The sequence below is a fragment of the Lysobacter sp. DMC104 genome (genome assembly GCF_056313665.1).
This window is the reverse complement of record NZ_JBQUZW010000010.1, coordinates 14,709-26,961: the sequence shown is the minus strand read 5'-3', so window position 1 is coordinate 26,961 and position 12,253 is coordinate 14,709. Positions and strand designations below refer to the sequence as shown.

Sequence of the window (12,253 nt, the reverse complement as noted above, 5' to 3'; positions counted from 1 at the left end):
AACGATGGTCTAGCGTCCGGCGGCGACCGATCGTCGGCCGCAGGCGGCCGATCAGTGGGCGCGGAACAGGTCGCCGATCGCGCCTTCGACGGCACCGCCCACGGCCGATCCCACCGCACCGCCGACCGCCGTGCCCACCGCGCCACCGATTGCGCCACCAATCGGCCCGGTGACCGCAGCGGGCACGCCGCCGGCCGCACCGCCGATCGCCCCGCCGATGGCCGTCCCGGCCGCCGTGCCCGCCGCCCCGCCGACCGCAGCCCCGACCTGACTGCCGACGGTGGCGCCGGTGCCGGCGGCCGCAGGCGCGGGGGCCGGCGCAGGCGATGCGCCCGGAGCAGGTGCAGGCGCAGCCGGCGCCGGGGCGGGCGCAGACATCGCGGGTGCGGGCGCAGCTGCGGGCGACGGGGCTCGGGCAGGGGCGGGCGCGGGTGAAACCGCCGGTGCGGGCGATGGCGCAGGCGCCGATCGGGCAGCCGGAGCCGGGGCAGGACCCGGTGCCGGTGCAGGCGCCGGTGCAGGGCCGGATGCCGGGGCCGGTGTGCGCGTGGCCGCGGGTGCGGGCGCCGGGGCACGCGTGGTCGCAGGCGCAGGCGCGGGAGCCGTTCCCGGCGCAGGCGCGGGCCCGGGAGCCGGTGCGGGCGACGGTCCGGCGGCCGGCGGACGTGCCGGGGCCGGCGCGGGTGTTGGTGGACTCGGCGGCAGCGGCTTCGCGCCTTCGGCGACGACGTTGTCGATGCCGGTGCGGCGTTCGCGCTCGGAGGTCAGCTGCGCCTGCAGGCGAGCGTTCCGCGCCGCGGACGGATCGGGAATATCGGCGGTCGGGTTGAGCGTGGCGTTGCGGATGCGGTCGGCCTGCGCCTGCGCCGCCATCTGGTTGAGCGGCAAATAGTCGGTGTGGAAGTTCAATTCGACCGACGAATTGAGTTCGAGATCGGTGTTGATCTCCTCGGTGCGCTGGCTGCGCTCGGTGGAGACGTAGCTGATCGTGTTCTCGACCTCGGCGCTGGCGCCCCACGGTCCCACGCCGAAGCTGCCGCCGGCCTTCACCCGGTTCTTCACGCCGAACTCGCTGCCCTTGTCCTCGCTGGCGGCGCTGCGGGTGTCGATGTGGAAGCGCATCGCTGCGTTGATCTTGCCGCTGTCGATGACGATGCGCTGCATGCCCAGCATCACCATCGTCGCCAGCTGCTGCTGGCGCTGGCGGGCCAGGTAGCGGCGCGCCAGCGGCACCAGCTGTTCGGGGCCGGAGACGTCGACCGGTTCTTCCTGCGGGATGCCCAGCGTCGCGCGCACTTCCTCGACGCCCGGCATCGACGCGCCGACCTTCAGTCGCAGCTTCACGTTCTCCAGTTCGCGTTGCAGGTCCGCGCGCTCCTCGGCGTCCATGCGGTCGCCCGGCTGCGGCAGGTCCTCGGGATCGGGGCTGTCGTATTCGATCGCCTCGGGAAAGTGATCGGCCACCCACTGCCGCACCTGCACCAGCCCGAACTGGCTGCGCTCGAAGCCCTCGGCCGAGGCCGACACCGCGTTGAGCAGCTGCACGTACTGGTTCATCTGCTGCTGGTTGGCGTCGATCATCGCCTTGAACACGCCGTTGATGAGATCGGTGACGAAGCGCGGGAACGACACCGCGTTGAGCACGTTGCGGGTGATGCCGGCGATGCGGTCGGCGGCCGTGCCGAATTCCGGCTGCGCCGACTGCGCGGTCGCCAGCGGCGGTGCGGGGCGCGACGGCGCGCGGCGCTCGATCTCGCCCGCGGCCTGGCCTTCCTCGGCGATGAGTTCAGCGGCCAGCGTCGACACCTTCACCATCGCCTGCGCCAGCGCCTGGCGATCGGGCGGCGGCAGCGTGGCGTAGTGCGGCGTGCGTTCGAGCACGTCGCGCACCGCGAGCCGGATCCACGGCGGTGGCGGCGGCGGTGATGGCGGCGCGGAGGCGGCGCGCACGGCGACCACTCAGGCCACCTGCGGCAGCGGGAACCGCGCGGTCGACGGTGTACCGGCGTCCGCCGCGGCGGTGGGCGCGGACGCCAGCCAGCGCTGCGCGGCCACCAGCAGCTCGACGTCGGCCGGCGCCGCAGGATCGAGCACGATCGCCTGCTCGGCGTAGTGCTTCGACAGCCACAGCAGCACGGTCTGGCCGCTGCGACCGCGATCGACGTGCCGCTGCGCGTCGCCGGCGACGCCGCCGTGCTGGCTACCGACGATCTCCACCAGCCGCCACAGGTCGCGCACGCCGAAGGCGAGCTGCAGTTGCCGATCGCGCAGGAACGCCAGCGCGGTGTTGATCGTCTCGACGATGTCGCGCGCGGCGATGGCGGCCATCGGATCGACGCGCTGGGCGAGGAACGCGCCCAGGCTCTGCGCCTGCGTCGCCAGCGCGACCTGCGCGTGCAGGCCAGGCCCGCCAGAACCCGGCCCGCCGGGCATGGACGGATCGGCATGCGCGGCGATGGCTTCGCACAGCCCGCGCATCAGCCGGTCGAAATACGGCGTCTCGATCACCCGCGCGAATACCGCCTCGCGTTCCTCCGCGGTCATGCGCTCGCGGCGGCCACGCCAGAAGTCGTGCAGCAGCTTCGCCACCGGGCCCAGCGGCTGCACGATCGCGCCGCTGGCGAACAGCCCGGCGATGAGTTCGGCGGTCGGCAGCAACGCGGTGCGTTCGAGTTCGCTGGCGAAGTACAGCGGGCCCGCGGCTTCCAACTGGACGCGGTCCTCGGCGGTCGGCGCGCCTTCGGGCAGGTCGAAATCGATGCCCGCCAGCGCCTGCGCGACGGCCGGGCGGCTACCGCAGACCGACAGCGCCAGCGACACCGCACCGAGCAGATCGGCGTAACGATGCCGCGGCTCGACGCAGACCGGCGGCGGAGGCGGCGCCAGACGCAGCATGGCCGCGCCCTCAGCCCGCCGTGGCGGGCGCGGGCGCCGGCGCGGGTGCGCCCTTGCCGCCGGCGACGGTGCGGTTGGTATCCAGCGGCGTGGCGTTGCCCTGGATGCTGGCGATCATCGCCGGCGAGGCCAGCTTGTCCATCGGGAAGTAGTCGGACTTGAAGTTCACCCGCACCTCGCCGGTGAGCTTGGCCTTCATCTCCTGGCTGGAGGTGGAATTCTCGTCGACCGACGACGACACCGTGGTCATGTGGCTCTGCACGTTGGTGTTGGCGCTGGCCGCGCCACCCCAGCCGAAATGCGCGCCGGCCACCGAGGTGTTCTTGTTGTAGCTGCTGTCGCGGTCGTACAGCGAGGCTCGGGCGTTGCGCGTGGCCTCGTCGCTGGCGCGGAAGTTGAAGACGACCTTGGCGTTGATCAGGCCGTCGGTGACGACGATGCGGTTGATGCCGAGGATCACCATCGACGACAGCATCTGCTGGCGGCTGCGCGCCATCTGCATGCGTGCGGCCATCACCAGCCGCGCTTCCTGCGCCTGGTCGGACAGATCGCTGACCGGCTCGGCCAGTTGCAGTTCCTGGTTGATGCGGGCCAGCGCGCCTTCGGCGTCGTCCTCGTTCTTCACCGCCAGCTGCGGTGCGCCGCTCTCGCCGTCGTTGCCGAGGGTGAGGTCGCCGGCGAAGCGCTCGGACAGCCAGTCGCGGGCGTTGTTCATGGTGATGTTGTCGGCGGCGAACTGGTCCACCGTCTGCGCGACCGCCTTCAGCAGGCTGGCGTAGGCCTCCATCTGCTGGATCGAGGCGTCGACGATCGCCTGGAACACGTTCTGGATCAGCCCGCCGACGAATTTCGGGAAGTCGACCGCGCCGACGAACGCCTTGAAGTTGTCCGCGCCCTGCTTCACCGAGCCGGCCTCGAAATCGCTGCCGGCGAAAGTGCCGATCTTGTCCGAAGCCTTGCTCTTGGCCTGGTCGACCGGGTTGGCCAGCGCCTGCGCGGGCGCGCCGTCGGCCGCCTGCGATTTCGCTAGCACGCCGCGGCCGGGCGTGAGTTCCTGCTTCGCCAAGCCATCGGGATTGGCCATGTACGAGGCCACCCGCACCATCGTGCGCGCGATGTCCTGCTGCTGGTCTGCCGACAGCGCGCGGAAGCCGGGCGAGGATTCGAGCAGTTGCCGCACCTGCGGACGCACCGCGCGCAGGGTTTCGTCGTCGAGCCAGGCCGGCGCGCTCGACGCGGACGGACTGCGGGTGGGCGCACTGGCGGCAGGCAGGACGGACTGGGCGGACATGGCGGGCTCCGTGCGGCGTCAGGCGGTCGGGACGGGCGTCGTGCCGGGCGCGGCGGGCGCGGCGGGCGACGCGGACGCGGCTGGCGTGCCCGGCGCGGCCGCGGTCTGCGGCCGGTTCGTCGCCAGCGTCTTCACCATGCCTGGCTGCGCGTTCATCTGGATCGCGGCGATGGATTCGGGATTCGCCAGTTTCTCCAGCGGCATGTAGTCGCTCTTGAAGTTCACCTCCACCTGCCCGGCCAGGCTGGCCTTGGCCTGCAGCGAACTGTCGTTCTGCAGCTGCGAGGTGCTCATCATCTTGATGATCGGCTGCTCGTTGTACTTGTAGTCGCCCTTCGCGTACGACTTGCCGCCCTCGTAGGCCGCGCCACCGTAGCGGCCATAGCCGCTGCCGTAGACCGACGGACCACTGACCACGTTGCCGTTCTGGTCGCGCACGGCGGTGCCACGCTCGTTGCTGTTCTCGTACGAGCCTTCATTGCTGCGGGTCATCTGGACGTTGCCGTACGCGTCCTTCTCGTGGTCGAACTGGCTGGCGCTGTAGCGGTAGCGGCTGTTGTCGCGGGCCTGGAAGTCGTACATCACCTTGGCCGAGATCTTGCCGTCGGTCACCACGATGCGGTTGATGCCCAGCATCACCATCGTCGCCAGCAGCTGCTGCCGGCTGGTCGCCAGCTGGGTGCGCGCGGCAGGCACCAGCAGCGCCTCGACGAGGTCGTCGTCGATGCGGGTCAGCGGCTTGTCCAGCGGCAGCGACTGGTTGAGCCGGTCCACCGCCCTGCGCTCGTCGACATCCTGGCGCAGCACCACGCGCGGCTCCGCGGGTTTCGACCCGCCGGTGCCGTCGTCGCCGAAGCTGCCGAAATCGTCCCAGCCGCCACCGCCGCCCATCTGCAGCTGGAACAGGTCGGGGAACTGCTCGACGAGGTGGTCGCGCCCCTGGTTCTGCGTGGTGTTGTCGTCGCGGAATTGGTTGAGGCTCTTGGACACGTCGGCGACGAGCTTGGCGTAGGCCTCCATCTGCTCGATCGACGAGGTCACGATCGAATGGAACACACCGTCGATCAGGCCACTGACGAAGGTCGGGAAATTCACCGCGTTCATCAGCGCGCCGGCCTGCTCGACGCCGGTGCGCAGCGCCTGGCCGAATTCCGGCTGTGGCTGCTGCGGCAGCGGCTGGCCCTCTTCGCCGGCCAGCGCGCGCACCTGCGGGCTCTGCTGCCCGGGCTTCAGGCGCATGCCGTCGGGCTCGGCCAGGTAGGTCGCGATCTGCACCATGCCGCGCGCCAGCGCCTCGCGCTTGTCGGAGGGCATGTGCGCGAACGCGTCGTTGCTCTCCAGCAGCGCGCGCACCTTGCGTCGCGCGGTATCGACGGTCTCGCGGCTGGCGACCGGCGCCGCGGCGGCGCGCGCCGCGGGCTGGCTTCTCGGGGGAAAGATGGCGGACATGACCGGTCGCTCCGGAGGGAAGGCCGCGCACTGCGGCCGGGGAAACGGTGTCGTCGATGGCGGCGCGCTGGGCGCGCCACCGCCGTCATTGCAGGGCGTGCGCGTCCTCGATCGCGTCGCGCATCTCGAACTCGATCGGCCGCACGTACAGACTGATCCGCGCCTGCGTCGTCGGCGTCACGCGCAGGCTGAGCACCGAGAAGTGCCCCTGCTCCGACGCATCCTCCACGCCGAACGCTTCCAGCCAGCGGCTGAGCGCGATCAGCTGGCGCGGGCGTTCCGCAAGTCCCAGCTTGATCAGGTCGAGGAAGCGCGCCGGCAGGTCGGGGATCGCCGCGAGCAGGATCTCGAGCTTCATCTCGATGCCGTCCGGCGCCTCGCGCAGGCCGACCAGCACGCCGCCCGGCGGCAGTTCGAAGCGGCCGCCGAGGGCCACGCCGACGATGCGCATCAGGCTGGGCAACTGATGACCGATGCCGAGCCGGTTCATCAGCGGCCCGAGCGCGGCGATGGTCAGCGGCCCGCGATGCAGGAAGGTCACGCGCTGGCTGCCGGTGTCGCGCTTGCAGCCGATCGAGGTGAAGATCGGCATCAGCGTCGGCATCTCAGCCATCACCTGGCGCGTGAGCCGCGACAGCGACGGCGGCAGCGCCTCGATCTGGGTCGGCAGCAGTTCGTAGTAGATCTTGGCCGCGTACAGCCCGTCCTCGTCGAACGCGCTGCCGAACCAGGCACCGAAGTTCATCCAGCTCAGGCCGCCGAAGCCGCGCCACTCCTCGCTGCGCCCGTCGAACCAGCGCAGCGCATCGCGGCCGAACACCGGCTGGATCAGCCGGCGCATCTCGCGCGTCGCCTCGTCGCGGCGCGACACCGGCGAGGCCTCGGGGCCGAGCGGTTCGATCGTGAAGCGCAGCAGGTTGGGTTCCGCCTCGGAGAACGAGGGCTCGTACGGCACCGCGCCGGGCGTGAGCGCGTTGCGGGCGTACGAGACGTCGTCGTCGGGCAGGTAGAACGTGCGTTCGATCAGGTCGCCGACGTAGGGCATCGGGTCGCGCGTGCCCAGCGCCTGCGCCGCCGAATGCAGCGAGCGTTCCACCAGCCGTTTCATCGGCTGCGCACGAGGGGAAGGAGTGGCCATGGTCGTTCTCCGTGGACGGAAGCCGTCCGGTCAGAAGCTGGGCAGGCTGATGCCGGCCGAATCCAGCACGTCGCGCGCCATCTGCGGCATCTCGATCGGCTTGCTGGTGATCGTCGGCGACTCGACCGGCTGGGCGTATTCCTCGACCCGCTGGTCCTGCACGCCGCCCACCGCCAGCCACTGCTCGCATGCCTGCAGCAGGTCCCAGTCGGTGGGGTTTTCCATCGGCTTGTCGCTGCCGCGCAGCTGCGGATTGGTCAGCGCGCTGGTGGAGATGACTTCGTCGAAGCGATTGGTCAGGCGCTGGTTGTTGCGGCTGAGCCAGGCGATGATCACCGCGCCGGCGCGGGCCTGGGTGCGATACCGATGACTGTTCCGCGCGCCGCCGAGGTAGTTCGAGTTGACCTGGTCGATCACCTGCCACATGTCGCGCGCGCCGAACGCGCCGCGGATCTCCTGGTCGCTCAGCAGGTCGCGGTATTCGATGATCAGCGTCTTCAGTTCCTTCGAGAACTGGTAGGCGATGCCGTAGCAGTTGCGCGACAGGCTGGCAGCGAGGTCGCGCGCGGCCTTGCGCACCTGCTCCTGCGAGACCGCCAGCGGGATCTGGCTGCGGAACATGCGGTCGACGTTGAGCTGGCGCCCGAACGACGACACGCCGGAGACGAAGCGCAGCCACAGTTCGTTGAACTCGCGGTTGGGCTGGTTGAGCGAGGGATCGCCGCCCGGCGCACCGAGCGCGCGCATGTAGAGGTCGCGACGCTCGCCCTCGGTGATGCGTTCCGACGCCTTCTTGTAGTAGCTGTAGAGGTAGTCGCCGGTCTTGCCGTAGCTCAGCGGCAGCAGGCCGCCGCGGAACAGGTCGACGATCTTCTCGACCACCTGCGGCATGCGCGCCTCCTCCAGCTGGTAGGCGAAGTAGATCGCCTGCGCGGCGTCGAGGTTCTCGCGCACGATCTCGACGTCGGTCGCTTCCTCCAGGTCGGGCAGCGAGATCTCCAGCGACGACGGCGGCGCGCCGGAGACGGCACCGCTCTGCATCTCGTACGCGTTCTCGATGCGGCTGGCCAGCCACGGATCGTTGGCGCTGACGCCGTCGGCGGCCAGCTTGCGCACCACCGCGGCGACGTTGCGGCCGCTGAGCGCGCAGACCTTGGCGCCGAGGTCCGGGGTCAGGCCCTCGTCGGTGAGCTTGCGCTTGCGCGGGTCGCCGCCGGGCTCGACGCAGCCGTACACGCCCAGGTCGACCAGCTTGGCCTCGACCTGCGAGCGCAGCGTGACCACGTACTGGCGGCTGAGGTGGTCGAACGCGGCGTCGAACAGCGGCCGGTACTCGCGGTATTCGCCCTGCGCGGCGCTGACCTTCTGCACGAAGCCGCGGCGGTTGGCGTCGGTGGTGCCGTCCAGCTGCAGCAGGCCGCAGATGCCGACCACCTCGCGCTCGCCGCGCTGCAGGTGGTCGAGGAAATTCTCCGGCGTGCGCTGGCTGCCGATCAGGCCGTACTTGTGCACGAAGTCGGTGTCGCGCGCCGCGGCCTTCGCCTGCTTCTTCGCCGGCGCGGCCTCGGCCTCGGCGATGCTGCCGTCGCCGCCGGAGAGATCGTCCCAGCTGCGCTGGGCGTAGGTCTCGGCCACCTTCCGGTAGAACGGATCGGCGACGACGTCGCTGCCGAGCTTGCGGTCGATCTCGGCCAGTTCGGTGAGCTGGTCGATGCTGGCGCCGCCGCTGGTCGGGGCGTTCTCGATGATGGTCTTCAGGACCTGCCGGCGCGCGCGCAGAGTCTGCCGCTCTTTCAGCTCGCGCTCGCCGAGGTCGACCAGGAGGATGCGGTTCATGGTGGTCTCTGCTCTGTGGTTGGCCGGAAGGCCGGAAGATGTGGCGGCGGACCGGCGGGTGCCGGTCGTCTTGCCGGTGTCGTTCGCCGCTGCACGCGCAGCGCGAGGCTTGGAGGCCGCGGCGCCCGACGTCTTGCGGGGCTTGCTGGAACGGGGTCGGGTCGCCATGGGAGGCCTCCTTTCTTGCGGTGGGTCGCGTCCGTCGCCGGTCAGGCGGCGAGCGCGGGTGGCACATCGTCGGATGCGTCTTCGTCGCGGATGCGGCGGTCGATCGCCGCGTCCAGCGCCTGCAGCGCGCCCAGTGCGTCGAGCACGCCCGCGCCGCAGCCGGTGACGCCGGCTTCGGAAAACGGTCGCGCGGTCGAGACGAGCAGGTCGCGGACGTCGTCGCCGTCCAGCGGCCAGGCGCGGCGCTGCGCGCGCGCGGCGAGCAGCGCGCAGATCGCGGCCACGTGCGGCGCGGCGAAACTGGTGCCGCTGGCCTGCTGGTAGCCGTCGAGTCCGCAGGTGAGGATGTCGCGGCCCGGCGCGCACAGCGCGACGTGGTCGCCGCGGGTGCTGAACGATGCCGGGCGCTGGTCCGCGCCGATGGCGCCGATCGCGATGACGCCTTCGTGCGCGGCCGGGAAATAGCGTTCGGTGAGCCCGGAATTGCCGCTGGCGGCGACCAGGATCGTGCCGCGCGCCAGCGCGTAGCGCACGACTTCCTCGTGCGGTCGCGGCGCGTCGGGCGTGAGCATCGACTCGGGCGTGCCGAAGCTCATGTTGATGACCTTCACGCCGAGATCGATCAGCCGCTTCATGCCGGCATCGATGTTGTCCAGCGCACCGATGCCCACGCGCTTGTCGCCCGGACCCAGCGCCGCGCCGAGCACGCGCACCGGCGTGAGGCCGCAGGCGCCGGCCGCGCCCGGCGGCATGCCGTCGCCGCGCGCGACGAGGATGCCGGCGCAGCCGCTGCCATGGCCAACCTCGTCCTGCGGACGTTCGCCGGCGCGACGGAAATCGCCGACCAGGGTGACGCCGCCGACGGTCGCCGGATCCAGATCCACGCTGTCGAAGCCGGCGCGCACGCGTTCGCGCAACTCGGGATGCGCCAGCGCGACGCCGGTGTCGGCCAGGCCGACCAGCACCGCGGGGTCGCCGCTTTCCAGACGCAACGCTTCGTCGATGCGCGTGCAGCGCCGCACCCAGGCGGCCTCGATCGCGTGCGCCGGTGCGGCCGCGAGCGCATGCGCGGACGGCGTGTGGCACACGCGCACCGGCGCGACGCGCTCGACGATCGGCAGTTCCGCCAGCGCCTGCAACAATGCGGGCACGCCTTCGGCCTCGCTGACCCGCACGCGCAGCACGCGGGCGACACCGCTGAGCTGTTCGACGTCGTCGAAACGATAGGCGCCGGCGACGTCGCGGTCGCGCCGCGGCGTGCGCGCGCTGTGCAGGCGCACCGCACGCAGCGCGCCACCGTGATGGCGCAGCAGGCGATCCAGCGCGCCACCGTCGATGCGGTCGGCCATCGTCGCGCCGTGGCGCGTGCAGGCGCGCCAGCCGGGGATGTGCGCCGGCATCTCGCCGAGCTTCAGCGTGATCAGCAGGCCGCCGCGGACGGCATCGGACAGCAGGGCGCGCGCGACGGTCATGGCGTGCTCCACTGGCCGAGCCGGCCTTCGCTGAGTTCCACCCGCGCCACGCGGCCGTCGCCGAAATCGACCTCGGCCTCGTGGCCGAGCTGCATCGCCATCGGCGCCAGCACGATGCCGCCGTCCTGCGCCGCCACCACCGGCACGCTCTGGCCGGCGGCGCGCACCAGCGGCAGGCGGCCCGGGCGCAGCCCGGGCGCAGCCAGGTGCACGCGACGCTGCGCGTCGGCGCCTTCGCCGTGGTCGACCTTCGTCACCCGCGGCGCGGCGGCGCGCATCAGCGCCTGCTGCAGGCGGTTCACCGGCATCCGCGACAGCCGCGCGATCACGTCGGTGCCCGCCTTTTCCTTGAGTTCGTTGAGCTGCTGCACGGTGCGCACGCCGATGCGTTCCAGCCGGCGCTGGTCGTCGTCGCTGATCTGGTCGCCCAGCGCTTCCTTCAGCGAGAACTTCGGGTCCTCGGTGGCGTAGTCCACCGCGTTCTCGTCGATCATCGGCTTGGTGATCGTGGTCAGCTGCAGCTTGATGCTGCTGGCCTCGCTCTCGCCGGGGCCGGCCGGACGCAGGTAGACGTCGTCGTCGATCAGCTGCACGAACGCGCGCAGGTCCAGCGACACTTCCTTCACCGCGAAGGTCAGCGGCAGCTTGCCCAGCCGCGCCTTGATCGCCATCGACGCCTGCGCCTTGTCCAGCTGCTCGGTGAGCGACTGGATGAACAGGTCGAACGGGATGCCCGCGTCCTGGACCAGCGGCGGCAGCTGCGCGCTCATGCGGCGGTCTCCGCGGCAAGGTCGCCGTCCAGCGCCCAGCCCAGGCGCAGCCGCGACGGCGTCGGCGTCCACGTGTCGGCGCCGAGGCCGCGGGTGAATTCCGCCAGCAGCACGCAGCCGCCGTCGCGGAACACCGGGCGCAGTTCGATCGGCAGGGTCATGTCGACCTGCGACAGGCGCAGGCCGTCGCGGGCCTCGATCGCCAGCAGGCCGTCGTGCAGCTCATCCAGCAGTTGCGAGAGTTCGCGGCGCATCACGCCCTGCCTTCGCCGCCGGCGGGCGGCGTCGCGGGCTGCGCGGGCGCGGCGGCAGGCGCATTGGAGACAGGCGCGGCCGCGCGCATCGTCGGCGAGTGCTGCTGCACCAGCGCGATCTTGGCCGCGTCGGCCAGACGGTCGAGCGGCAGCGTCTCGCTGACGAAATTCAGTTTCACCTCACCGAACAGGTCGGCGCGCACGCTCGATTCGTTCTGCGCGTTGACCGCCAGCGTCGACACCATCGTGGTGCCCTGCCCGGCCTGGCTGAGGCTGCCGCGCTCGCCCCAGTTCGCGATCGCCTGCGGATCGGTGCTGGTGGCGTACTGCACGGCCGCGGCATCGCGTGCGGCGGCGCGGAACATCACCTTCGCACTGATGCTGCCGTCGCGCACGGCGACACGGTTGAGGCCGAGCATCACCATCGTCGCCAGCAACTGCTGCCGCTCGGCGCCGACCTTGTTGCGCACCTGCGGCAGGATCTGCTGTTCCAGCAGTTCGGTGCTCAGCGTCTGCCCGTCGAGGCCGTAGTCGGCCAGCCACACCGGACTGAGGTCGTCGCTGCGCGGCACCAGTTGCGGTTCGGTCTCGTTCGCCTCGGGCAGCTTCACCGCGACATCGCCGGGATAGCGCGAGGCCAGCCAGTCGCGCGCCTGGTTGAAGGTGACGTTTTCCTCGGTGAACTGGTCGACGGTCTTCGCGACGGCAGACACGAGGCTGGAATAGCTTTCCATCTGGCGGATGGACGCATCGACGATCGCATCGAACGTGCCGTGCACCAGCTGCGAGACGAAGCCGGGGAAGTCGATCTCGTTGACCATCGCACCGGCGCGCCGCGCGATGGTCTCGGTGGCGGGCGGCTTGGACGAGGTCGCGGGCGTGGCCGCGCCCGTGGCCGGCGCGTCGGCCTGCGCGCGCGACAGCGCCGTCCCGGGTCGGGACGGGAAAATCCTGCCGCTGTTGCGCGTGTGCTCGCTCAC

Annotated in this window: 10 protein-coding genes; all 10 read right to left on the bottom strand. The window is 71.3% G+C overall.

Annotated elements, in window-relative coordinates:
• Window positions 1–51 precede the first annotated feature (51 nt).
• Window positions 52–1,950, bottom strand: a complete 1,899-nt coding sequence (locus ACT53R_RS13365) for a hypothetical protein (protein WP_476172386.1) — start codon at window positions 1,948–1,950, stop codon at window positions 52–54.
• A 9-nt stretch (window positions 1,951–1,959) separates the two neighbouring features.
• Window positions 1,960–2,895 (bottom strand): hypothetical protein, encoded by a 936-nt coding sequence (locus tag ACT53R_RS13360; protein ID WP_476172385.1) that lies wholly within the window; start codon window positions 2,893–2,895, stop codon window positions 1,960–1,962.
• A 10-nt stretch (window positions 2,896–2,905) separates the two neighbouring features.
• Entirely contained in the window at window positions 2,906–4,186 is a 1,281-nt protein-coding gene (locus tag ACT53R_RS13355) for a hypothetical protein (protein ID WP_476172384.1), read from the bottom strand.
• A gap of 18 nt (window positions 4,187–4,204) precedes the next feature.
• Complete coding sequence (locus ACT53R_RS13350) at window positions 4,205–5,635, bottom strand: hypothetical protein (protein WP_476172383.1); 1,431 nt, start codon at window positions 5,633–5,635, stop codon at window positions 4,205–4,207.
• Between the two features lie 85 nt (window positions 5,636–5,720).
• Window positions 5,721–6,773 carry a hypothetical protein gene (locus tag ACT53R_RS13345; protein WP_476172382.1) on the bottom strand — a complete coding sequence of 351 codons (1,053 nt, stop codon included), beginning with the start codon at window positions 6,771–6,773 and terminating at the stop codon, window positions 5,721–5,723.
• 30 nt (window positions 6,774–6,803) lie between these two features.
• Window positions 6,804–8,609: a hypothetical protein gene (locus tag ACT53R_RS13340; RefSeq protein ID WP_476172381.1), complete on the bottom strand. Its 1,806-nt coding sequence runs from the start codon at window positions 8,607–8,609 to the stop codon at window positions 6,804–6,806.
• Between the two features lie 209 nt (window positions 8,610–8,818).
• Window positions 8,819–10,249 carry a S8 family peptidase gene (locus ACT53R_RS13335; protein ID WP_476172380.1) on the bottom strand — a complete coding sequence of 477 codons (1,431 nt, stop codon included), beginning with the start codon at window positions 10,247–10,249 and terminating at the stop codon, window positions 8,819–8,821.
• On the bottom strand, window positions 10,246–11,019 hold the full coding sequence (locus ACT53R_RS13330; protein WP_476172379.1) for a hypothetical protein: 774 nt from the start codon (window positions 11,017–11,019) through the stop codon (window positions 10,246–10,248). The genes ACT53R_RS13335 and ACT53R_RS13330 overlap by 4 nt, the downstream gene beginning before the upstream one ends.
• Window positions 11,016–11,273 (bottom strand): hypothetical protein, encoded by a 258-nt coding sequence (locus ACT53R_RS13325; RefSeq protein ID WP_476172378.1) that lies wholly within the window; start codon window positions 11,271–11,273, stop codon window positions 11,016–11,018. The genes ACT53R_RS13330 and ACT53R_RS13325 overlap by 4 nt, the downstream gene beginning before the upstream one ends.
• Window positions 11,273–12,253, bottom strand: coding sequence for a hypothetical protein (locus ACT53R_RS13320; RefSeq protein ID WP_476172377.1), 981 nt, complete (start codon window positions 12,251–12,253; stop codon window positions 11,273–11,275). Before ACT53R_RS13320 ends, ACT53R_RS13325 begins: the two co-directional genes overlap by 1 nt.